This is a genomic window from Dokdonella sp., from assembly GCF_035511235.1.
In the GTDB taxonomy this organism is placed as follows: Bacteria; Pseudomonadota; Gammaproteobacteria; order Xanthomonadales; family Rhodanobacteraceae; genus Dokdonella.
Genome location: NZ_DATKFQ010000009.1, coordinates 26,162 through 47,947, shown reverse-complemented (window position 1 = coordinate 47,947; position 21,786 = coordinate 26,162). Strand labels below are relative to the sequence as shown.

The 21,786-nt window shown below is 71.6% G+C and carries 20 protein-coding genes; 13 read left to right on the top strand and 7 right to left on the bottom strand.

What is annotated here, in order from left to right:
• Nucleotides 1-6 precede the first annotated feature (6 nt).
• A complete protein-coding gene (locus tag VMR06_RS04365) occupies nt 7-264 on the bottom strand; it encodes a YcgL domain-containing protein (RefSeq protein WP_325373399.1) in 258 nt (85 codons plus the stop codon).
• 426 nt (nt 265-690) lie between these two features.
• Between VMR06_RS04365 and VMR06_RS04360 the strand changes: the two genes are divergently transcribed.
• The gene (locus VMR06_RS04360; protein WP_325373396.1) at nt 691-2,100 is read left to right on the top strand and encodes a sensor histidine kinase; all 1,410 of its coding nucleotides are present in this window, start codon (nt 691-693) and stop codon (nt 2,098-2,100) included.
• Here the strand turns inward: VMR06_RS04360 and VMR06_RS04355 are convergent.
• The 3 genes from VMR06_RS04355 to VMR06_RS04345 form a co-directional block, all read right to left on the bottom strand.
• Entirely contained in the window at nt 2,097-2,798 is a 702-nt protein-coding gene (locus VMR06_RS04355) for a response regulator transcription factor (RefSeq protein ID WP_325373394.1), read from the bottom strand. The two genes, VMR06_RS04360 and VMR06_RS04355, sit on opposite strands and share 4 nt — an antisense overlap.
• Before the next feature lie 260 nt (nt 2,799-3,058).
• On the bottom strand, nt 3,059-3,739 hold the full coding sequence (locus VMR06_RS04350; protein ID WP_325373393.1) for a hypothetical protein: 681 nt from the start codon (nt 3,737-3,739) through the stop codon (nt 3,059-3,061).
• Between the two features lie 104 nt (nt 3,740-3,843).
• Complete coding sequence (locus VMR06_RS04345; RefSeq protein ID WP_325373391.1) at nt 3,844-5,952, bottom strand: TonB-dependent receptor domain-containing protein; 2,109 nt, start codon at nt 5,950-5,952, stop codon at nt 3,844-3,846.
• Nucleotides 5,953-6,157: 205 nt separating this feature from the next.
• Between VMR06_RS04345 and exbB the strand changes: the two genes are divergently transcribed.
• From exbB to VMR06_RS04310, 7 genes are all read left to right on the top strand, one after another.
• Complete coding sequence (gene exbB / locus VMR06_RS04340; RefSeq protein WP_325373389.1) at nt 6,158-6,898, top strand: tonB-system energizer ExbB; 741 nt, start codon at nt 6,158-6,160, stop codon at nt 6,896-6,898.
• A gap of 15 nt (nt 6,899-6,913) precedes the next feature.
• Nucleotides 6,914-7,342 carry a TonB system transport protein ExbD gene (gene exbD, locus VMR06_RS04335; RefSeq protein WP_325373387.1) on the top strand — a complete coding sequence of 143 codons (429 nt, stop codon included), beginning with the start codon at nt 6,914-6,916 and terminating at the stop codon, nt 7,340-7,342.
• Entirely contained in the window at nt 7,339-8,154 is an 816-nt protein-coding gene (locus VMR06_RS04330) for an energy transducer TonB (protein ID WP_325373385.1), read from the top strand. Before exbD ends, VMR06_RS04330 begins: the two co-directional genes overlap by 4 nt.
• A gap of 253 nt (nt 8,155-8,407) precedes the next feature.
• On the top strand, nt 8,408-9,718 hold the full coding sequence (locus VMR06_RS04325) for an amidohydrolase (protein ID WP_325373383.1): 1,311 nt from the start codon (nt 8,408-8,410) through the stop codon (nt 9,716-9,718).
• A gap of 106 nt (nt 9,719-9,824) precedes the next feature.
• Nucleotides 9,825-10,388 (top strand): isochorismatase family protein, encoded by a 564-nt coding sequence (locus VMR06_RS04320; RefSeq protein WP_325373381.1) that lies wholly within the window; start codon nt 9,825-9,827, stop codon nt 10,386-10,388.
• The gene (locus VMR06_RS04315) at nt 10,385-11,374 is read left to right on the top strand and encodes a GlxA family transcriptional regulator (protein ID WP_325373379.1); all 990 of its coding nucleotides are present in this window, start codon (nt 10,385-10,387) and stop codon (nt 11,372-11,374) included. The genes VMR06_RS04320 and VMR06_RS04315 overlap by 4 nt, the downstream gene beginning before the upstream one ends.
• A 22-nt stretch (nt 11,375-11,396) precedes the next feature.
• Nucleotides 11,397-12,179 carry an AMP nucleosidase gene (locus tag VMR06_RS04310; protein ID WP_325373377.1) on the top strand — a complete coding sequence of 261 codons (783 nt, stop codon included), beginning with the start codon at nt 11,397-11,399 and terminating at the stop codon, nt 12,177-12,179.
• Nucleotides 12,180-12,348: 169 nt separating this feature from the next.
• Here the strand turns inward: VMR06_RS04310 and VMR06_RS04305 are convergent, their stop codons facing one another.
• Nucleotides 12,349-13,134, bottom strand: a complete 786-nt coding sequence (locus tag VMR06_RS04305; protein ID WP_325373374.1) for a TatD family hydrolase — start codon at nt 13,132-13,134, stop codon at nt 12,349-12,351.
• 253 nt (nt 13,135-13,387) lie between these two features.
• On the opposite strand from VMR06_RS04305, the gene VMR06_RS04300 reads away from it, so the two are divergent.
• The 3 genes from VMR06_RS04300 to ntrC all read left to right on the top strand — a co-directional run bounded on the left by VMR06_RS04300 (nt 13,388) and on the right by ntrC (nt 17,477).
• On the top strand, nt 13,388-14,584 hold the full coding sequence (locus tag VMR06_RS04300; protein ID WP_325373372.1) for a hypothetical protein: 1,197 nt from the start codon (nt 13,388-13,390) through the stop codon (nt 14,582-14,584).
• Nucleotides 14,585-15,061: 477 nt separating this feature from the next.
• Nucleotides 15,062-16,078 carry a two-component system sensor histidine kinase NtrB gene (locus VMR06_RS04295; RefSeq protein ID WP_325373370.1) on the top strand — a complete coding sequence of 339 codons (1,017 nt, stop codon included), beginning with the start codon at nt 15,062-15,064 and terminating at the stop codon, nt 16,076-16,078.
• Nucleotides 16,071-17,477: a nitrogen regulation protein NR(I) gene (gene ntrC, locus VMR06_RS04290; protein ID WP_325373368.1), complete on the top strand. Its 1,407-nt coding sequence runs from the start codon at nt 16,071-16,073 to the stop codon at nt 17,475-17,477. The genes VMR06_RS04295 and ntrC overlap by 8 nt, the downstream gene beginning before the upstream one ends.
• Nucleotides 17,478-17,490: 13 nt before the next feature.
• Here ntrC and VMR06_RS04285 read toward each other — a convergent pair whose 3' ends face one another.
• Nucleotides 17,491-18,258, bottom strand: a complete 768-nt coding sequence (locus tag VMR06_RS04285) for a hypothetical protein (protein WP_325373367.1) — start codon at nt 18,256-18,258, stop codon at nt 17,491-17,493.
• Between the two features lie 238 nt (nt 18,259-18,496).
• On the opposite strand from VMR06_RS04285, the gene VMR06_RS04280 reads away from it, so the two are divergent.
• The gene (locus tag VMR06_RS04280; RefSeq protein WP_325373366.1) at nt 18,497-19,399 is read left to right on the top strand and encodes a hypothetical protein; all 903 of its coding nucleotides are present in this window, start codon (nt 18,497-18,499) and stop codon (nt 19,397-19,399) included.
• Between the two features lie 232 nt (nt 19,400-19,631).
• On the opposite strand, the gene VMR06_RS04275 is transcribed toward VMR06_RS04280, so the two are convergent.
• A complete protein-coding gene (locus VMR06_RS04275) occupies nt 19,632-20,261 on the bottom strand; it encodes a 2OG-Fe(II) oxygenase (protein ID WP_325373365.1) in 630 nt (209 codons plus the stop codon).
• 174 nt (nt 20,262-20,435) lie between these two features.
• Here VMR06_RS04275 and VMR06_RS04270 point away from each other — a divergent pair, with 174 nt between their 5' ends.
• The gene (locus VMR06_RS04270) at nt 20,436-21,713 is read left to right on the top strand and encodes an acetyl-CoA C-acetyltransferase (protein WP_325373363.1); all 1,278 of its coding nucleotides are present in this window, start codon (nt 20,436-20,438) and stop codon (nt 21,711-21,713) included.
• Nucleotides 21,714-21,786 lie beyond the last annotated feature (73 nt).

Genomic DNA, 21,786 nt, shown 5'->3' with positions numbered 1-21,786 from the left:
CCGACGTCATGACGGACCCATCATGAAGGACTCGTCGGGCAGCGGCAACTGCAGATGGAAGCCCTGCTCGCGCAGGTTGCGCATGACCGCGTTGACGTCCTCGCGCGCCAGCTTGCGCTCCGGCGAGAGCTGCAGCGAGATCACGAACGCCAGCTCGCCGAGCTGCTCGGCCAGGGCGTCGGGCAGGACGTCGAAGCCCTCTTCCTCGCGCAGGAAGATATAGGTATCGGTCTTGCGCACGCTCTTGTAGACGAAACAATCCATCCGCTCCCCGCCTCGTGGTGGCTTGCGGCAAGCATAACGCGATCGTCCGCGGCTGCCAGCACGCGATGCCGGCGCCGGTCAGGCCGGCGGTCTTCGGCGCGCGTGCCGGGCAGCCCCGCGACCGCTGCATCGGCGCGCCGCCAGCGCCCGCCACGCGTCGTCGCGGCACCGTCGATCGCCCGGCTTCGACGCCCCCTGCCGGACGCGCATCGGGACTCGTGACGACCGGGAGGTGTGCGAGGGCCCATCCATGCTGCCCGGCCCGGCCGGCGACGCGCACGGCTCGCCTGCGCCGCCTCGCCGCGCGAGGCATCCGTGCGCCCCGGGGGCGACGCCGCATGCGACGGTCCGGTCGCGGCTGGCATGCGCGAGGACCGTCTGTGTATAACGGCCGCTCCGTATCGCCGCTTCGATGGCTCGGTCCGAATGAGCGAATCCCGCGCTGCACCCACTGCCTGGTACCGGCTGCGCCGCTGGCTGGCGTCGGCGCCGATCGGCGATCCGGTCGACCGCCGCAATGCGCCGATGCTGCAGATCGTGCTGATCGTGATCGGCTGCGTGCCGCCGCTGATGTGGCTGTACCGGATCACGGCCAGCGCGCTTCCGTGGCGGCCCGGCGAGACCGCCAGCATGCTGATGAGCCTGTCGCTGAGCACGATGGCCTGGATCGGGCTGGCGATGATCCGGCGCGGTCGGTTCCGCGCGGCCGCGAGTCTGGTGCTCGGCGTGGTCGCGCTGCTGATGGTGCTGTCGTACGCCACCAGCGGCCTGGGCGCACAGACCTACGAACAGCCGATCCAGGTCGTGTGGATCGCAATCGCCGGTCTGGTGCTCGGGCGCCGCGCGCTGTGGTGGATGTACGGCTGGATGATCGTCGCATTCGCGATCGGCTTCGCGGTGGACGTGCGTGCCGGCAAGATCACGGCCGCGTCGCTCGCTGACGAAGCGATCGGCGTGATGATCACCGCGACGCTGTTCCTGCTGATCGCGATCGTCATCGACCGCGCGGTGGCGGCGCTGCGCGAGAGCCTCGGCGAGGCGAACCGGCGCGGCAACGAGCTGGTGCGCATCAACCGGCGGCTCGAGGCCGAGATCGCCGAGCACGCGCGCGTGCGCGAACAGTTGTTCCATGCGCAGAAGGTGGAGGCGGTCGGGCGGCTCGCCAGCGGTATCGCCCACGATTTCAACAACCTGCTCGGGCTGATGCTCGGCTACGCGCAGCGCAGCCGCAACAGCCGCGAACCCGACGAGCTGCGCCGCAGCCTGGACGGCATGGAATCGGCGGCGCGGCGCGCCGCCTCGATCACCCAGAACCTGCTGAACTTCAGCCGCAGCGACGCGACCCGGATCGAGATCCTCGACGCCGGACCCGCCGTCCGCGAGATGGAGCCGATGCTGGTGCAGCTGCTCGATCCGTCGATCCGCATGCGCGTCACGGTGGCCGGCAGCGGCCCGTTGCCGGTGCGTTTCGATCCGGCGCAGTTCGCGCTGGTCGCGCTCAACATCGCCGCCAACGCCAACCATGCGATGCCGGACGGCGGCCGCTTCGAGATCGACGTGCGGCCGAACGGGCCGGACGTGGACATCGTGTTCACCGACAGCGGTCCGGGCATCGCCTCGGATCTGCACGAGCGGATCTTCGAGCCGTTCTTCACGACCAAGCCGAGCGGCCAGGGGACCGGGCTGGGCCTGGCCGTCGCGGCCAATCTGGTCCGCAACGCCGGCGGCACGCTCAGCGTCGAGAACGCGCCGGATGCCGGCGCTCGCTTTCGGATGCGCCTGCCCCGCGTGGACTCGGCCGCGGCGCGTGCGGCGAACCGGCCGGCGCCCGGCTAGGCGCGTGGCGGCGCGGACGATGCCGCGCGGTTGACCGCCAACACGTAGCCCTTGCCGCGCACCGCCCGCAGCGGCAGCGGATGGCGGCAGCCGCCGGCGACCTTGCGGCGCAAGCGATGGACGAGCATCTCGAGCCGGTGCGGATCGAAATCGTAGACGTCGGCGGTCAGGCCGGCGATCAGCGCATCGCGCATGACCGGCTGCCCGCGCGCGTCGAACAGCAGACGCAGGATGCTGCGCTCGGAGGCGGTCAGATCGATGCGGGCATCGTCCGGCGTCAGCAGGTTCCAGTCGCCGTCGCCGAGCCGCCACGAACCCTCGACGGCACGCTCGACCTTTTCGGATACGAGCCGGCGCGACAGGCTGTCCAGGGTCGCCATCAGCACGTCCAGATCGATCGGCTTGGTCAGGTACGCGTCGGCGCCGTCGCGAAGGCCGCGTACGAAATCGGGACTGGTGGCGCGTCCGGTCAGCATGACGATGCCGATCGACGACAGCGAGCGCAGATAGCGGGCCACGTCGAAACCGTCTTCGTCGGGCAGGCCGACGTCGAGCACCACGACGTCGAAGCTGCGGTGCAGCAGCGAGCGATACAGACCCGCCGCACTGCCGAACGCGGCGACGTCGAAGCCCGACTCGACCAGCGCCGGCATCAGGATCGCGTCACGCAGTTCGGCGTCGTCCTCGACCAGGGCCACTCGCAATGTCTTCGTATCCGCTCGAGCTTCGATACCGCCGCTGATCACCTCGCCCCCGTCGTCGATGTGCGGTGACCGACTCGACATACCTCGCCGCGAGGCGCGCCACGGCTGCTGCGCGCCCCGGACGCATCGCGTCGATCGCCGGGTCGGCTGCATTGTAGCCCTGTGGAAGACCGGAAATCAGCCCATTGTCTCGCCCGCGCGATCCGGCACCGCTCGTGCCCACCGGGGCCCGCCGCGCGACGCGCGCCGGCCGCTCATTCGAAACCCGAATCGAAGATGCGGTCGGCGGCGCTGCCGACGCCGTCGATGCCGCCGGTCAGATCCCAGACGTAGCGCAGGTTGCCATGGGTGAACGCGTACTCGTCGTCGACGAAAAGGTCGAAGCGGTCGCCGGCCATCGACAGCGTGCCGTCGTACGGCAGCCAGCCCATCGAGGGGATGTAGTTCGCGTCGAGCTCGAAACGGATCGCCGCTTCCAGCCGGATGTCGGTGACCACGCCGCCGCTGACGGTGACCGTGCCGACCGGCTGGCTGACCGTGGTCCGGTAGTCGGTGCCGAGCACGCCGTATTCGGCCGTCACGTGCGGCGACACGTCGAGCGTAACCGCCGTGATCGGGAACGTGCCGTCGCCCGAGCCGTCGTAGCTGATCGTGCCGATGTCGGCGAACGCGCGCTCGTGCGGGAACACGTCGGCCCCGTCGCCGGCTTCCTCGAACACGCTCGGCGCGAACGGATCGGCTTCGGCGCCGATGCGGAAGTAGCCGTCGAGCGCCGGATCGCCGCCGTAGCCCTTGTCGAGCTGCGCGAACGAATCGGTATAGAACTCGTACCAGCGGCTGGCGCCATCGGCCGTGAACGACAGCGGAAAATCCGCCGCCACGGCCGGAGCGGCGGCCAGGACGAGCGCGAAGGCGAGCGGGTGGCGGATGGTCATGTCGATCTCCTCGGACGGTCCGCCGCGCCGTGGCGACGGTGCGGCGGAAGGGACGAACGGCGGCCTCGGTCGGACGTTTCCGACCGAGGCCGCCGGCGCGCGGATCAGAAGCGGAACTTCGCGGTCAGCGACACGGTGCGACCGCGTCCGGTGTCGATCTCGCTGCCGCCGGCCGGCGTGCTCAGCACCGGCGTATAGGCCTCGTCGAGCAGGTTCGAGACGTTCGCGCGCAGCTCGGTACCGTTGCGGAACACGTAGTTCGCGAACAGGTCGACCAGGTGATACCCCGGATCCCAGGGATCGCCGTCGTAGGCATTGATGTCGCCGATGAAGCTGCGCGAGACCTTGTAGTAGCGCGTACCGAGCGTGAGCCTGCGCTCGAGCATGCGCGCGCCGATCGTCGCGCTGAGCACGTCGTCGGGCACGTAGCTCTGCGCGCCGAAACCGTTGACCTGCGAGGGCAGGTCCGAGTCGGTGTGGGTGTAGCTCAGGTTCGCGAACACGAACCCGGCGTCGTAGCCGCCCTCGAGCTCGACGCCCTTGACGGTGGAGGTGCCGGGATTGTTGCCGAAGTAGACGCCCTGCCCCATCACCGCGGTGATGTAGTCGTCGACGCGGTTGTGGAAGTAGCCGAGCTTGACGCGCAGGCTGTCGTCGGCGGTCAGCGCCGGACCGGCGACGAAGTTGGCGCCGGCTTCCCAGCCGCGCGAGGTCTCCGGCTTCAGGAACGGATTCGGAAAGAACGACTGCGGCGGGCCGCCGGAGGCCGGATGGCTGCCGCCGGTCATCGTCTCGGAGATCGTCGGCGGGCGGAAGGTCTTGCTCCAGCTGACATAGGGCTGCACCCAGTCGGCCGGGCTGAGCGCCAGCGTCAGCTTCGGATTGAAGCGGCCGTCGGAGCGGTCGACCGTGTACGGGCCTTCGGGCATGCCGAGCGGATTGCCGGCGGTGACCGAGCCGTGTCCCTTGACCGTGAAGCGGTCGTAGCGCAGGCCGACGATGAGGTCGGCGAGGCCGACGCTCCACCGCGTATCGGCGAAGACGCCGCCGATCGAGCTTTCGCCGCTGGGGTTGACGCCGCGATCGGGCACCGCGGCGCTGTTGACGACGTCGACGTCGTCGTGGAAGTACTCCACGCCGTAGGTCGTCGTCACGTTGGCGCCGAGGCGCGAGGTGTTGCTGAGGTCGAAGCCGGTGCCGACGTCCTCGATCACGCGCCCCATCGCGGTGCCGCCGGTCGGGATGCCGGGCGCATCGTCGTAGGTCATCGTGACGTCGCTGCGGTAGGCGTTGATGCGCAGGTTCACCCAGTCGGTGCCGGGCGTGTAGGCGTAGCCGGCCGTGTACTGGCGCGAGTCGATGTTCTGGTTGTACGAGTTGGCGAGGAAGTCGTTGTCGTAATAGACGCCGCCGAGGTTCAGCCGGTGCGTCTCGCTGGGGCGGTACTCGAACTTGACCAGGCCCGAGGTGAGATCCTGCGCGGTGCCGGGGACTTCCACGCCGTCGCCGTTGTCGTAGTCGTCCGGCGAGCGCCGGCTGACCGCCGCGGCCAGCGAGACCGCGCCCCAGCGCGCCGCACCGGCGGCGACCGGCGCGAAGCCCGAGCCGTTGTCGCCCCAGTTCAGTGCCGCGAAGCCGCCGGCGTCGCGCCCGCCGCTGAGGATGTCGTCCGCGCCGAGCGTGCGGAAGTTGACCGAGCCGGCCAGCGCGCCGGCGCCGCCGACGCCGGACACCGCGCCACGGCTGACGTCGATGCCGGCCAGCAGCGCGGGATCGACGTAGGTGAAGCCCTGTGCCTCGTGGCCGGTGAAGCGGAAGCTCTGACGAACGCCGTCGACCGTCATGTTGACGCGGCCGGAGCCTTCCAGACCGCGAATGTTGACGGCGACGCCCGGGTTCTGCGGGTTGTCGCGCGTGAACGTGCCGGCGGTCGAGCGCAGCACGTCGTCGAGGTTCTGTCCGCCGAACAGATCGATCGCATCGGCGCTGATCGTGCTTTCGGCGGCGGGCTCGGCATAGGGATCGGACGCATCGGCCTGCGTCACCAGCGGCGACAGATAGACCGTGCCGTCCTGCGCATCGGCGGGCGGCGGCGGCGGCAGCGGCTGCGCCTGGGCGCCGGCGGCGAGCGCCGCAGCGAGCGCGCCGCACAGTGCGAGGCGCGCCGGCAGGCGGCGCGGGAGCCGGTTGGCAATGAGGGGGGCGCTGGTCATATCATGGTCCCGTTTGATTGCATATACGAGTGAGAATGGTTCTCATTTTAGTTCAGGATCGTGTGCAGGGAAAGCGCCTCGCTGCGCGCGCGGCGCCGCACCCTCTGACCGCCGATGCCATGACCTGCCCCCGAGCGACCGCGTGCCCGTGCTGCGGTACCGATCCCGCGTTGGCCGCTCTTGCCGCGGCGAGGCCGTGCTGACGATGGCCGACCCGCTACTCGCCGCCACCGCCATCGACCCCCTGCCGCGCGATCTGTCGCCGTGGGGCATGTTCCTGGCCGCCGACGCGGTCGTGCAGGCGGTGATGATCGGCCTGGCGCTGGCCTCGCTGCTGACCTGGACGATCCTGATCGCCAAGGCCTGGGAGCTGCGCGACGTCGCGCGCCGTCAGCGCGCGCTCGGCGAACGCCTGGCCGCGGCCGCGTCGCTGGCCGCGATCGAGCGCGACGGCGCGCTGGCCGAAGGCATTGCCGGCCGCTTCGTCGAGGCCGCCGAGCGCGAACTCGCGCTGTCGCGCGACCTGCCGGCCGAGGGCGTCAAGGCGCGGATCGCCTCGCAGTTCGAACGGCTCGAAGCGGCACAGGCGCGTCTGCTCCGCCGCGGCACCGGCCTGCTCGCGACGATCGGCGCGACGGCCCCGTTCGTCGGCCTGTTCGGCACCGTCTGGGGCATCATGAACAGCTTCATCGGCATCGCCCGTTCGCACACCACCCAGCTCGCCGTGGTCGCGCCAGGGATCGCCGAGGCGCTGCTGGCGACCGCGCTCGGCCTGGTCGCCGCGATTCCGGCGGTGGTGATCTACAACCATTTCGCGCGCAGCGTCGCCGCGTTGCGGATGCAGACGGCGGACCTCTCGGCCGCGGTGCAGCGGATCGTCTCGCGCGATCTGGATCGGCGCGCCGCCGCGCACGGATCCGGCGCCGGCCGGATCGCCGCCGCCTGATCGCGAGGGGCCTCGATGGGCATGCGCACCGGTCGCGACGACGAGGACGATCTCGACGAGTCGCACGAAATCAACGTGACGCCGTTCATCGACGTCATGCTGGTGCTGCTGATCGTCTTCATGATCGCGGCGCCGCTGGCGACCGTCGATACCGACGTCGACCTGCCCGAGTCGAACGCCGCGGCACACCCGCGCGACGCGCAGGCGCTGTTTCTGAGCCTGGCGCCGGACCGCTCGCTGCAGCTGGACGAGACACCGGTCGCGCCGGAGCAGCTCGCCGCCGCGCTCGACGCGGCCAGCGGCGGCGATCGCGAACGGCGCGTGTTCCTGCGCGCCGATCGCGCGATCGACTACGGCAGCGTCATGGCCGTCATGAACCGCCTGCGCGACGCCGGCTATCGGCACGTCGCCCTGGTCGGCCTGGAGGCCGCACCCGCACCGTGAGCGCGGCGGCCCGGCCGACGAAGCGCTGGGGCGTGGCGCTGGCGGCGGCACTGGCCGCGCACGGCCTGATCGCGGCCTGGCTGTGGCCGCGCGCGGCGCGGCCCGACGCGGCCGCTGCGGCGCCGGCGGCGATCCTGGTCGAACTGCAGGCGGCGAGTCCGCCGCCATCGTCGGCGGCGGCCGCGACGCCGCCGCAGCCGCCGGCAGCAGCACTCACGAGTCCGCCCGAGCCCGCGCAGCCCCGCCGACCCGAGCCCGCGCCGCAACCGCTCCGGGCCGACGCGCCGCGCCCGCTCGAGCGTCCCCTGCCCCAGCGCGCCGCCGTCGAAACGGCGACACCGCCGCCCGCTCGCGAGGCGGCGCCGGCGGCCCCGACGCCCGAACACACCGATGCCGCCGCGACGTCGTCGCAAGCGGCATCGAGCCCAGAACCGGACTCGGAATCCGCGGCCGCCATAACCGCGACGGCGAACCCCGCAGCCACGCCGCAACGCGGCAGCACGCAGGGCCGGCCCGCAGCCGAGGTCGCCTGGCAGAGCCGCCTGCTCGGCCATCTCGAAGGTTTTCGCCGCTACCCGACGCGCGCATTGCGCCAGCGTCACGAGGGCGTGGCCTATCTGCGCTTCGGCGTCGATCGCCGCGGCGGCGTCCACGCGGTCCGGCTCGAGCGCAGCAGCGGCTCGGACCTGCTCGATGCCGAGGCGCTCGACGTCGTGCGCCGCGCCCAGCCGCTGCCGGCGCCGCCGCCCGAGATCGAGGGCGATCCGGTCGAGGTCGTGGTGCCGGTGCAGTTCCGGCTGCGCCGGCGCTGAGCGGGGGCGCCGTCCGGCCCGGCAATCCGATGCCGACGCGCGGTTGGCCCAACACTTTCATCTGGCGCGCGCCTGCCCGATCGCCGATCGAGGAGGACTCCCGATGCGCTCGGCTCGCACGATCACCCCACGGGATCTCTGCCGGCCACCACGTGCCGGGGTCCGCCCGCCAGCGCAGGCGCTGTGCAGATGTCGGCCGAGATGCGAAAGTGCCGCACCGCCGGCCCGTCGGCGACATCGGGGAGACTGCGTGATGCGACTTCGCCTTGTGATCGGCGCGCTTTCGTTGACGATGAGCGGCGTGCAGGCGGCGCCGCCGGACCGCAGCGCGGCCGAGGTGCAGCGCCTGCTGCCGCAGATCACGGCCTGGCGGCGCGACCTGCACCAGCATCCGGAACTGAGCAACCGCGAGGTCCGCACCGCGAAGATCGTCGCCGACGAACTGCGCAAGCTCGGCTACGAGGTGCGCACCGGCATCGCCCACACCGGCGTGACCGGCGTGCTGCGCTCGGGCCGGGCCGGTCCGAAGCTCGCGATCCGTGCCGACATGGACGCGCTGCCGGTCACCGAGGAGGTCGATCTGCCGTTCGCATCGCGCGCCCGCGGCGAGTATCTGGGCCGCGAGGTCGGCGTCATGCATGCCTGCGGCCACGACACGCACACCGCGATGACGCTCGGCGTCGCCGCTGCGCTGGCCGCGGCGCGCGCGGACTGGTCCGGCGAGGTCATGCTGATCTTCCAGCCGGCCGAGGAAGGCGCGCCGCCCGGCGAGGCCGGCGGCGCACCGCTGATGGTCGAGGAAGGCGTGTTCGCCGGCTTCCGTCCCGACGCGATCTTCGGCATGCACGTGGTCAGCACGCTCAACGCCGGCACGGTCGCGCTGCGCGAAGGCCCGATGATGGCCAGCTCCGATACGTTCCGCCTCACCGTGCACGGCCGCCAGAGCCACGGCGCGACGCCGTGGAAAGGCATCGACCCGATCGTGATCGGCGCGCAGATCGTCAGCGCCGCGCAGACGATCGTCAGCCGCCAGCTCGACATCAACGCCGAGCCGGCCGTCGTCACGTTCGGCATCTTCAACGGCGGCCAGCGCTTCAACATCGTGCCCGACCGCGCCGAGCTGCACGGCACGGTACGCGCGTTCGACGAGGCGATGCGCGAGCAGGCGCTGAGCAGCCTGCGCCGGCTGGCCGAGCACACCGCCGCGGCCAGCGGCGCGACGATCGAAGCCGAAATTCCAGTCGTACCCGGCAGCAACCCGGTCAACGTCAACGATCCGGCGCTGACGCGGCGCGTCCGCGCGAGCCTGGAGCGCGCGCTCGGCGCCGATCGCGTCCTGGAAGCCAAGCGCTGGACCGCCTCGGAGGATTTTCCGCATCTGGCGATCGCGGCCAAGGCGCCGAGCGTCTACTTCAACGTCGGCGCGACGCCGCCCGGCCAGGATCCGGCGACTGCGCCGAGCAACCACTCGCCGCGCTTCTTCGTCGACGAAGCCGCGCTCCAGACCGGGACACGCGCGATGCTGCAGGCGAGCCTGGACTATCTGAGCGCCGTACGACCATGAGTGCTCGCGCGCATGGCGTTTTCGGTCCGGTATGGGTCCGGGGAGGATCTTTCGACGTGTCGAGGGGGCGCGGACACTGACGCTCCCGATCCGCCAGGAGCCTGCCATGCACACCGCCGATACCGCTCTGATCGTCATCGACGTCCAGGAATCGTTCCGCCACCGTCCGTACTGGGACGAGGCGCCGATTCCGTATTTTCTGGACCGGCTGCAGGCGCTGATCGACGGCGCACGCGCGGCCGGCCTGCCGATCGCGCAGGTCTTCCACGTCGACGCCCAGGGACCGTTCGCGATGGAATCGGGCCACGTGCGTACGCTGGACGGACTGCGCATCGAGGCCGACGCGGTCTTCCACAAGTCGCGTCACAGCGCGCTGGTCGGCAGCGGTCTCGGCACCTGGCTGGTCGAGCGGCGCATCGGCCGGGTGATCGTCGCCGGCATCCGCACCGAACAGTGCTGCGAGACCACGGCCCGGCACGCCTCGGACCTCGGCTATGCGGTCGACTTCGTGACCGAGGCGACGCTGACGTTCGCGATGACCGACCGGCACGGCCGGCGCTGGGAAGCCGGCGAGATCGCCGCCCGGACGGAGCTGGTGCTGGCCGGCCGCTTCGCGCGGATCGTCGAGGTGTCCGAAGCGCTGACCGGATCGATCGCACGCGCCGCATGAGCGTCCGCACGATCCCGGTCCTGGTCGTGCTGCCGCCGCGCTGTCTGCTGCTCGACGTCGCCGGTCCGCTGGAGGTGCTGCGCCGGGCCCATCTCGAACAGCGCGAGCTGCGCTTCGACGTGCGCTACGTCGCGGCGACGCGCGCGCTGACCTGCTCGATCGGACTGCGCATGGACCGTCTCGGACCGTTGCCGCGCCGCGTGCCGGCCGACGCGATCGTCGTGATCGCCGGCAGTGTCGATGAGGTCGCGTTCGCCGGCGCGGATCGGCAGCCGAGCTGCGACGCGGCCGACGAACAGGCCATCGTGGACTGGCTGCGCCAGTCGGTCGGCCGTACGCGCACCCTGGTCTCGATCTGTTCCGGCGCGCTGCTCGCGGCCCGCGCCGGCCTGCTCGACGGGCGCCTCTGCACGACGCATTTCGACTGCTGCGCCGAACTGGCCGCGCTGGCGCCGGCCGCACGCGTCGTCGAGGATCGTCTCTACGTCGAGGACGAGGACTGCTGGACCAGCGCCGGCGTCACGGCCGGCATCGATCTGATGCTGCACCTGGTCGCGCACTGGACCGGCCCGGCCTGCGCGGCCGCGATCGCGCGCCAGCTGGTGGTCTATCTGCGTCGCGGCGGCGGCGATCCGCAGCTTTCGCCCTGGCTCGACGGGCGCAACCACCTCCATCCGGCAGTCCATCGCGCGCAGGATCTGATCGCCGCCGATCCGGCCGCCGCCTGGCCGCTCGCCCGAGTGGCTGCCGCGGTCGGCACCAGTCCGCGCCAACTGTCCAGACTGTTCAACCAGCATGCCGGCATGAGCCTGCCCGACTACGTCAACGGCCTGCGCATCGCCCTGGCCGCCGAGCTGCTCGGCCATACGCGTCTGGACATGGACCGCGTCGCCGAACGCTGCGGCTTCGGCTCGGCGCGCCAGTTGCGACGCGCCTGGCGCCGGCTGCACGCGACGCCGCCGCGGCAGGCCCGCTCCGGGCCGTGAGCGGCCCGCTTATACTGGCCCGATGCGCAGCAAGAACGAGATCGTCGACAACTGGCTTCCCCGCTACACCGGCACGCCGCTGGAGCGGTTCGGCGAGCAGGTCCTGCTGACCAATTTCGGCCACTACGTCGAGATCTTCGCGCAGTGGCACGACGTGCCGGTCGAGGGCCGCGACCGCCCGATGCCGAACGCGACGGCCGACGGCATCACGCTGATCAACTTCGGCATGGGCAGCCCGAACGCGGCGACCGTGATGGACCTGCTCAGCGCAATATCGCCGAAGGCCTGCCTGTTCCTCGGCAAATGCGGCGGCCTCAAGAAGAAGAACCAGCTCGGCGATCTGGTGCTGCCGATCGCCGCGATCCGCGGCGAGGGCACGTCCAACGACTACCTGCTGCCGGAGGTGCCGGCGCTGCCGGCGTTCCAGCTGCAGCGCGCGGTGTCGACGACGATCCGCGACCTCGGCCACGACTACTGGACCGGCACGGTCTACACGACCAACCGGCGCGTCTGGGAGCACGACGAGGACTTCAAGTCGTATCTGCGGCGCACGCGCTGCATGGCGATCGACATGGAGACCGCGACCATATTCGCGGCCGGTTTCGCGAACCACATCCCGTGCGGCGCGCTGCTGCTGGTCTCCGACCAGCCGATGATCCCCGAGGGCGTCAAGACCGAGCAGAGCGACCGCAGCATCACCTCGCGCTTCGTCGAGGCGCACATCCGCATCGGCATCGAGTCGCTCAAGCTGGTGCGGCGTCGCGGCCGCAGCGTCAAGCATCTGCGCTTCGAGGATCAGGACTGACCGGCGCGTCGCATCGAGTCCGGGCAGCGGCGCCGGCCCTGTGGAGAGCCGTCGCACAGATCGATCGCGTGATCCGTCGAGCCCTATGAAGCGGGCCGCCGTGCCGTTGACGACGACGCCACGCGGAATTCGTCGCCGCTGCGCCGGCTGACGTCCCGTCGCGCGACCGTTACAAACCGAAGAACGTCTTCGCGTTGCGCGTGGTGAGCTCGGCGACCGCCTCGGGCGATTCGCCGCGCGCTGCCGCGACCGCAGCGCAGACATGGCTCAGATACATCGGCTCGTTGCGCCGGTGCGAGGGTTTGGGGACCAGATCGCGCGGCAGCAGGTACGGTGCGTCGGTCTCGATCAGCAGGCGCTCGGCCGGTATCGAGGCGACCAGTTCGCGCAGGTGCGTGCCGCGCCGTTCGTCGCAGATCCAGCCGGTGATGCCGATGTAGCAGTCGCGGTCGAGATAATCGAAAAGTTCCGCGCGCTCGCCGGTGAAACAGTGCACGACGGCGCGGCCGATGCGGTCGCGCACGCGATCGAGCGAGGCGAGGAAATCGCCGTGCGCGTCGCGCTGATGCAGGAACAGCGGCTTGCCGCAGTCGACCGCGATCGCCAGCTGGCGATCGAAGGCGTCGATCTGCGCGGCCGCCGGCGAGTAGTTGCGGTGATAGTCCAGGCCAGTCTCGCCGACGGCCTTGACGCGGTCGTCGCCGAGCAGCTCGCGCAGCAGCGCGTCGGTCGCGTCGTCGTAGTCGATCGCGTGATGCGGATGGACGCCGGCCGTCGCATCGAGGAAGTCCGGATGCGCCCTGGCGAGCGCGTGCGCGGCGCGGCTGCCGGCGGCGCTCGCGCCGGTGACGACGATGCGCTCGACGCCGGCTGCTCGCGCGCGCGCGAGCACGGCGTCGAAATCCGGGCGGAACGATTCGTGCGTGAGATTGGCGCCGATGTCGATCAGGGTCATGGCAGCGGAAGCGGACGTGAGCGCGCGGGCCGACGCCGCGGACGCGATCCGGCCGCCGGGCCGCATGGGCGTTCGATGGGATACCTGCCCGTGCGATCGCCAAGGGTCGCCGCGACGGGGCGGCGAGGTTAGCATCGGCGCGTACGGGCGGCCAGCGCGACGGTGTCGATCCGAGCGCCGTCTGTTCGGTTCACTGCGCGTTCACGGCCCGGGGCTAGGGTCCGATCGCGCTTCGCCCCTGAAGGAGATGTCCATGTCCCGCTTGTTGCGTCTTTCCACCCTGCTCGCCGGCAGCCTCGCCGCGGTCGCCGCGTTCGCGGCCGATGCCCCGGATGCCGACGGCCGCGCCGCGCGCGTCACCGCCGAGCAGGCCGCGCGCGCCGACCTGCTGCGCCGTCCGACGGCGGCCACGACTCAGGACGAGTCGATCGCCAGCCAGTATTCGGGCCTGCCGCAGGCCAACCCGCTGCGCGTCTATCCGCCGAGCTGCCTGGCCGATCCGCTGGCCGACGAGCCGAGCGGCATCGTGTTCGACAAGCAGGTCACGCTGTATCAGGTCCGCGTCAACCAGAATCCGTCGACCGAGAACGTCTCGATCCGCATCTGGCGCGTGGCCTGCAGCAGCGACACCACGTTCAATTCGGCGACGCTGATGCGCGTCCAGCGGCTCGGCGGCAACGAAGGCCGGCGCGACGCCTATCCGCTGTTTCCGGCGATCCAGGTCGCGCAGAACAACAGCGTCAACAACGTCGGCTTCGACTCGCCGAAGAGCTTCGTGCGCGTCGCGACCGAGCCGAACACGATCATCGCCGACACGCTGGTCGACTCGCCGGTCATCAACAGCACGACCTACGTGCTCGAGAACTACCCGTACAGCGGTGCCGGCTACTTCGACTTCAACCTGCCGTTCTCGATCCGCTTCGACAACCTGATCAACGGCGGCGGCATCACGCGCTTCTTCGTCACCGACGTCAGCCTCTACAACCCGACCCAGCAGACCTACCCGGACGCGTTCCGCAGCCTGCCGATCACCGGCTACCAGACCGCGGCGTACTTCGATCCCGCGCACGGCGGCGAGGGCATGTACGTCGACATCTTCGAGGTGCCGGCGTCGGGCAGCACCCCGCGGCGCATGGTGCTGCAGTGGGCGTGGTTCACGTTCGATGACCTGGGCCTGCCGTACTGGATCAACGGCAACGTCGACTTCCAGCCCGGCGCGCGCGAGGTGACCTCGCCGGCGATCTGGGTCGAGGGTGGCCGCTTCGCCGGCGGCGCCGGCTTCGACGCGCAGACCAGGCCCTGGGGTTCGGTCACGTTCGAGTTCCCGAGCTGCGGCACGTTCGTGTTCCGCTACGCGTCCAATCCCGGCCTGCCGACGGGCGTGCCGGCCGGCAGCGGCGAGCGCGAGTGGATCCGCCTGGCCGACGTCAACGGCCTGACCTGCGAGTGAGCCCGACGGCGTCGACGGCCGGCCCGGCCGGTCGTCGACGCCGTTGCCAGAACCATCCGCACCGGTCGTCACGACCGCTTCCGCGCGGCGAGCGCCCCGCCCGTCTCGCCCGATCCGCGTGTTCTCCCCGCATCCCGCCCGGCATCGCGCCGATCCGGTGCGGCACCGCCACGCCAGGACGCCGAAGCCGGCATCGCGCGCGCAGCGCACGAGGGCCGGCCACGAAGACATCCGGCCCCCGCTCGGTCGCGCACGTGGCGCGAGCACGCGCCCGCAGAACCGAAGCGTAGCCTGCCGCCGTGCACGGCCGTGCTGTCTGCGGCGGCGCGACATCGGCAGCCGCGCTGGATTTGGCAATGCCGCCGCGCCGGCACATCGGGATCCCGTCGGGCCGGGCCTGCTCGAAACCGGGACAGTTGCATCAGAATGGGGAATCAGCACTAGAATGGTGCGATGCCGGCACAACACGCCAAATCGGTGCGTTCAATCCCCGAGGATCCCATCGGCATTCTCGATGCCGTCGTCACCGGCATGGCGCTCATCGACGACGGACTCGAGGTGCTCTGGCTGAACCCGGCCATGGCCGAACGCTTCGGCGCGCTGCTGCGCCGCCGCGCCGGAGCCGAGCGCGCGACGCTCGACCTCGACAACGACAGCCTGGCCGAGGCGGCGCAGCGCGCGCGGCTCGAAGGCCGTACCGTGCTGCTGCGCCAGGCCCGCCTCGGCGACGGCAGCGGCGGCGAGCTGACCGGCGATGCAGCGTTCACGCCGTTCGGCGATGCGCTGCTGTTCGAATGGCACGGGCTGCCGGCCGCGGCCGACGCGGCCGCGCCGGCGCTGTCGGCCTCGCTGCGCGGCTTCGCCCACGAGGTCAAGAATCCGCTGGCCGGCCTGCGCGGCGCGGCGCAGCTGCTCAAGCGCTATCTCGGCGATCCGGACCAGGCCGAGCTGGCCGAGCTGATCATCGACGAGGCCGACCGCCTGGCCGCGCTGGCCGACCGCCTGCTGCGCGCCGGCGGCAAGCCGCGGCTGGCGCGGATCAATCCGCACGAACTGCTCGAGCGCGTCGCCGCGCTGATCGGCGCCGAGACCGGCGCGCCGCAGATCCGGCGCGACTACGACCCGAGCGTGCCGCCGATCCACGGCGACCGCGACCGCCTGCACCAGCTGTTGCTGAACCTCGCGCGCAATGCGGTGGAAGCCGGCGCGACGCAGCTGACCCTGCGCTCGCGTGTCGAGCACGGCGTGCGCCTGGCCGAGCGGCGGCGCCGCCTGGCATTGCGCATCGATCTGATCGACGACGGCCGCGGCGTGCCGGCCGAGCTGGCCGACACGCTGTTCCAGCCGCTGGTGTCGGGGCGCCCGGACGGCACCGGCCTCGGCCTGGCGCTGGCGCAGGAGATCGCGCGCGAACACGGCGGCGACCTGCGCCATCTGGGCCGTCCCGGTGCGACCACCTTCACGCTGCTGCTGCCGGTGAACGACGATGACTGAGCCCGCCACGATCTGGATCGTCGACGACGACCGCGGCGTGCGCCGCGTGCTCGGCGCGGCGCTGCGCGACGCCGGCTTCGAGCTGCGCGAGTTCCTCGATGCCGAGAGCGCGATCGACGCGCTCGCCGAGCAGCGGCCGGCCGCGCTGTTCACCGACGTGCGCATGCCGGGCATCAGCGGGCTGGATCTGCTCGAGCGTCTGCAGCCGCTGCAGCCTTCGTTTCCGGTCATCGTGATGAGCGCGTTCACCGACGTGGCCTCGACCGCGGCGGCCTACCGCCACGGCGCGTTCGACTATCTGGCCAAGCCGTTCGATCTGGACGAAGCCGTCGCGGTCGCGCGGCGCGCGCTGGCGCAGTCGCCGGTGCTCGCCGTGCCGGCCGCCTCGCCCGCAGCGCAGCCGGAGGCCGAGCTGATCGGCCGCGGACCGGCGATGCGCGACCTGTTCCGGTCGATCGGCCGCGCCGCCGCGAGCGGCCTGACCGTGCTGATCACCGGCGAGACCGGCACCGGCAAGGAGCTGGTCGCGCGCGCCCTGCATCGCGAGAGCGCGCGCGCGCGGCAGCCGTTCGTCGCGCTCAACACGGCGGCGATTCCGGCCGAGCTGCTGGAGTCGGAACTGTTCGGCCACGAAGCCGGCGCGTTCACCGGCGCGCTGCGCCGTCATGCCGGCCGCTTCGAGCAGGCCTCGGGCGGCACGCTGTTCCTCGACGAGATCGGCGACATGCCGTCCGCGCTGCAGACGCGGCTGCTGCGCGTGCTGGCCGGCGGCGAGTTCTACCGCGTCGGCGGTCGCGAGCTGCTGCATGCCGATGTGCGCGTGATCGCCGCCACGCACCAGGATCTGGACGCCAAGGTGCTGCGCGGCGAGTTCCGCGCCGACCTGCTGCATCGCCTCGACGTGGTGCGGATCCGTCTGCCGCCACTGCGCGAGCGGCGCGAGGACGTCGCCGCGCTGGCCGAGCACTTCATCGCCGCGGTCGCCGCGGAAGCCGGCACCGAGCGCAAGCACTTCACGCCGGCGGCGCTCGCGCTGCTCGCCGAGCACGAATGGCCCGGCAACGTGCGTCAGCTCGAGAACCTGTGCCGCCGGCTCGGCGTGCTGGCCAGCGGCCGCGAGATCGACGCCGCCGACCTGCCGGCCGACTGGCGCCGCAATGCCGGCACCGACGGTGCAGTCTGGATCGAGCCGCTGCGCGACTGGGCACGGCGCATGCTCGAAACCGGCACCGAGGACCTGCATGCGCATGCACGTGCCGAGCTGGACCGGGTGCTGCTCGAGGTCGCACTGGCCGCGCACGGCGGCCATCGCAGCCAGGCCGCCGAAGCGCTCGGCATCGGCCGCAACACAGTGACCCGCAAGCTCGGCAGTTCGCGCCGCCGCAACCGGCGCAGCTGAGCGGCGCGCGCCCTCAGGCGGTGCGAAGCTCCAGACCGTGCGCGCCGAGGATCGCCGCGCACTGCGCGAGCCGGCGCGGATCGTGCACCGCCTCGGCCTCGACATGCCCTCCGCGCCAGTGCAGGCGGCCGCCGTCGGCAAGATCGACCGTCTGCTCGCGTTCCGGCGCCAGCAGCGCGGTCTCGACGATCTGCCAGAGCGCGCCGAGTCCGGCATGCTCGTACTGCGCGCAGGCCAGCGCGCACAGATCGAACGCGGTCAGATGCCGCACGTGGCGGATCGGGACGCCGAGCAGCTCGCGCAGCGTCAGCGCGAAATCGGCGCCGGCCATGCCGCGATCGAGCAGCTCGCGTTCGAGCAGCGCACCGGTGGCCGCGATGCGTTCGGCTTCGCCACGCAGCAGCCATGGCATCACCAGCATCGCGCTGCCGTACAGACGCCGGTCCGGATCGAGCGCGGCATCGGGGAAGCGTCCTTCGTGCGCGCCGATCGCGAGCACGCGCGCGGACCGCTCGCGCGAGCCGAAGCGCGCGTCGAGGCCGGCCAGCGCCGCGTGCAGCGGCCAACCGGGACGCAGCAGCTGGGCCTGATCGTAGAGCGCTCCGGCGCAGACCAGGTCGAGCTCGGCGACGGCCGGAAACAGGCGCAGCAGATCGGCGGCGAGCGCGTCGCCGTAGCGCTCGGCACGGGCGCGATCGAGCGTGGCCTGCGGCGGCGCGCCGGCCAGCTCGCATTCGATCGCGAGCGCGGCGGTGCAGTGCAACGGGGCGGTATCGGACATCGGAGTCGGGCGTGGGCCGAGGCGGCGGCAGCCGCCGGCGCGGGGCCGCGGAGTGTACCATCGGCGATCTGGCCGGCCGCCCGCGAGCGGCCGCCGGTGCGATCACATGGACCGATCGCGGCGCAGACCGGCGGCCTGACCGTCGATGATGCGAGGGGTGGCGCGGCGCGGCCGCGACCATGCGAGTCGAACCGGACGGGCGTCCGGTGGCGACGTCCGTTGGATCGCCGATAGCCACGTGAAGCTGTCAAACCGCGTTCGCCGCGCCGCCGCCGATCTGCTGTTCCTGTTCGTGCTGCCGGGCCTGGTCGCGCTGCTGCCGTGGCCGCTCGGCTTCGCGGTGCTCAGGCGCTGCGCGCGCATCGATCTGCTCTACCGCAGCGGCGTCGCGCCGGCCTGGTCGGTCGCAAGACGCTACCTGCCCGATGCCGACGAAACGGCCTGGAAGCGCCGGCACCGGCTGCTGCGGCTGGTCGAGCCGGTCGATTCGTATCTAACCCTGCTGCGCAGCCGGACCTGGTGGCGCCGCCGCATCGTCCGCGACGGAGAATGGCCCGCTCCGGGCACGCCGGCGCTGCTGCTGACGTTCCATTGGGGCGCCGGGCACTGGGTCTGGAGCCAGCTGCGGATGCACGGCATCGACGCGCACTTCCTGGCGCGGCGGCCGGCGCCGGGCGACCTCGGCGTCGGCCGGCTCTCGGTCCTGTACGGGCGGTTCCGCGGCTGGGCGCTGCGCCGGATCGGATCGGCCGGGCCGCTGTACCTCGGCGGCAGCGTGCCGCAGATCGAGGCGGCGTTCGCCGCCGGACGCAGCATCGTCGGCATGCTCGACCTGCCGCCGCGTGCGGACCGGTCCAGGTTCCGCGCGTCGGTGCTCGACCGTGCGGTGCAGCTGCCGTGCGGCCTGGCCGAGCTCGCCGTGCGCAGCGGCGTGCCGGTGGTGATCTTCAGCTGCGGGCTCGATCCGGACAGCGGCACGCGGACGCTGCGCATCGAGACGCTGCCGCGAGAGGCCGACGTCGGCCAGATCATGACCCGCTACGCCGCGCACCTGGATCGGTGCCTGCGCGAGCAGCCGGCCTACTGGCAGATGTGGAGCGCCGCTGACGCGATGTTCGAGTCCGCACCGCCGCAGGCGTGAGCGGCGAGGCCGTCGTCCGGCGCGGCTGATCCGGATGGCGACGACCGCCGTGGCCCGCCGGTGCCGATTCGATGCCGCGATCAGCGCTGCGCGCGCGCCCGGCCCGGATTCCAGCGCGACGGACTCGAACGGCCGTGGCGTCGCGCCTCGGATGCCGGGGGCGCTTCGATGCTCGGGCGCACCGGCGCCGCGCTCGATGCCGGCGATCGGGCCGGAGCGGGCCGCGGCCGCCTCAGTCGAAGTGGTAGCCCTTGTAGAGCGTGTTGTGCGGCGCCCGCAGCTCCTCCTCGGGACGCGCGCTGGTGTAGTAGTAGAGCGCGATCGAGCGCCGCTCGACGCCCGGCGGCGCCGACCACGGCGTGGGATGGCCGTGGAAGCTGTCCGAACGCGTCGTGAACAGCACGGCCCGGTTGAACAGCGGCTCGATCGTGTGCACACGCGCCTTGGCGGCGGTGTCCCACAGCTCGAGTTCGCCGCCGTAGCCGGGCTGCCAGTCGCGGCCGAGATAGATCAGCAGATTGAGTCGCCGATGCGCCTGCAGGCGCTCGTGCCAGTTGAAGTCGGCATGGACGCCGAGCAGGCCGCCGGCGCGCGTGAGGTGCAGGCCGCCACCGGCCAGATGCGGATCGGGCAGCAGGTGATCGATGCCGCTGAGCCGCTCGACGAAGCGGACGAACGGACCGGCGTTGAGCTGGTGGATCGCCGCGCGCAGCGGCTCGGGAAAGCGCGCCTCGTGCGAGGTGCCCATCTTCACTTCCAGACCGGCCGCCGCGTACTGATCCCAGCCGACGTCGTCGCTCGCCGCCGGAAACGCGTCGGCCAGCCGCTGCGCCGCCTCGGGCTTCAGGAACCGGTCGATCACGATGTGCGGATAGGGCTGGGCGGCGCGGAACCGCGGCCCGTCTTCCGACGCGATGCGATCGAGTCGGTTAAGATCGAAAACGTAGGGCATACACTGGAAGAAGGTGTTTCGGCGCATCATATCAACGCTTTGACCACCGCTTCTGACCTGGGTCAAACGGCGACGGGAATCATCGTGACTGCAAGCAATCGGGTGGGCGTCATCGGCGGGGTGCGGATCCCGTTCTGCCGCAACAACACGGCCTATGCCGACGTCGGCAATTTCGGCATGTCGGTCAAGACACTCGGCAGCCTGGTCGAACGCTACGGCCTGCACGGCCAGGAGCTCGGCGAGGTGGCGTTCGGCTCGGTCATCAAGCATGCCTCGGACTGGAATCTGGCGCGCGAGGCCGTGCTCTCGTCCGGGCTGGCGCCGACCACGCCGGGCATCACGACGGCCCGTGCCTGCGGCACCTCGCTCGACAACGCGATCCTGATCGCCAACAAGATCGCCACCGGCCAGATCGAGGCCGGCATCGCCGGCGGCAGCGACACCACCAGCGACGTGCCGATCGTCTACAGCCGCGCGCTGCAGCAGCGCCTGCTCGCGGTCAATCGCGCCAAGACGCTCAAGGACAAGCTCCGGACCGCGCTGTCGGGCTTCTCGTTCGGCGAGCTCAAGCCCTCGTTTCCGGGTGTCGCCGAGCCGCGCACCGGCAAGTCGATGGGCGAGCACTGCGAGATGATGGCGCGCGAATGGGGCATCGCGCGCGCCGACCAGGACCAGCTGGCGCTGGACAGTCACCGCAAGGCCGCCGCCGCCTACGAGCGCGGCTTCTTCGACGATCTGGTGGTGCCGTTCCGCGCGGTGCGCCGCGACAACATCCTGCGGCCCGATACCACGCTCGAGAAGCTCGCCGCACTCAAGCCCGCGTTCGACCGCAGCGCCGGCACGCTGACCGCCGGCAACTCGAGCGCGCTGTCCGACGGCGCCTCGGCGGTGCTGCTGGCCAGCGAGGACTGGGCGGCCCGGCGCGGCCTGCCGATCCAGGCCTACCTGACGCATGCGCAGGTGGCCGCGGTCGACTTCGTGCACGGCGAAGGCCTGCTGATGGCGCCGACGATCGCGGTGCCGCGCATGCTGGCGGCGGCCGGCCTGACGCTGCAGGACTTCGATTTCTACGAGATCCACGAGGCCTTCGCCGCGCAGGTGCTGTGCACGCTGCGCGCCTGGGAATCGGCCGACTACTGCAGAAACCGGCTCGGTCTGGACGCGCCGCTCGGCGCGATCGATCCTGCCCGGATCAACGTCAACGGCTCGAGTCTCGCGCTCGGCCATCCGTTCGCGGCGACCGGCGCGCGCATCGTCGCCTCGCTGGCCAAGCTGCTGCACGAGAAGGGCTCGGGCCGCGGCCTGATCTCGATCTGCACGGCCGGCGGCATGGGCGTGACCGCGATCCTGCAACGCGACTAGCCACACCCGGCGTCCGCTCGCGACGCACACGGAACACACGGCGGGCGCACGGCCCGCCTCTTGGGGAGAGGGG

Coding starts and splice junctions, on each gene's coding strand:
- VMR06_RS04365 (WP_325373399.1), bottom strand. CDS start 264: ATGGATTGTTTCGTCTACAAGAGCGTGCGCAAGACCGATACCTATATC.
- VMR06_RS04360 (WP_325373396.1), top strand. CDS start 691: ATGAGCGAATCCCGCGCTGCACCCACTGCCTGGTACCGGCTGCGCCGC.
- VMR06_RS04350 (WP_325373393.1), bottom strand. CDS start 3,739: ATGACCATCCGCCACCCGCTCGCCTTCGCGCTCGTCCTGGCCGCCGCT.
- VMR06_RS04345 (WP_325373391.1), bottom strand. CDS start 5,952: ATGACCAGCGCCCCCCTCATTGCCAACCGGCTCCCGCGCCGCCTGCCG.
- exbB (WP_325373389.1), top strand. CDS start 6,158: ATGGCCGACCCGCTACTCGCCGCCACCGCCATCGACCCCCTGCCGCGC.
- exbD (WP_325373387.1), top strand. CDS start 6,914: ATGGGCATGCGCACCGGTCGCGACGACGAGGACGATCTCGACGAGTCG.
- VMR06_RS04325 (WP_325373383.1), top strand. CDS start 8,408: ATGCGACTTCGCCTTGTGATCGGCGCGCTTTCGTTGACGATGAGCGGC.
- VMR06_RS04320 (WP_325373381.1), top strand. CDS start 9,825: ATGCACACCGCCGATACCGCTCTGATCGTCATCGACGTCCAGGAATCG.
- VMR06_RS04315 (WP_325373379.1), top strand. CDS start 10,385: ATGAGCGTCCGCACGATCCCGGTCCTGGTCGTGCTGCCGCCGCGCTGT.
- VMR06_RS04310 (WP_325373377.1), top strand. CDS start 11,397: ATGCGCAGCAAGAACGAGATCGTCGACAACTGGCTTCCCCGCTACACC.
- VMR06_RS04305 (WP_325373374.1), bottom strand. CDS start 13,134: ATGACCCTGATCGACATCGGCGCCAATCTCACGCACGAATCGTTCCGC.
- VMR06_RS04300 (WP_325373372.1), top strand. CDS start 13,388: ATGTCCCGCTTGTTGCGTCTTTCCACCCTGCTCGCCGGCAGCCTCGCC.
- ntrC (WP_325373368.1), top strand. CDS start 16,071: ATGACTGAGCCCGCCACGATCTGGATCGTCGACGACGACCGCGGCGTG.
- VMR06_RS04285 (WP_325373367.1), bottom strand. CDS start 18,258: ATGTCCGATACCGCCCCGTTGCACTGCACCGCCGCGCTCGCGATCGAA.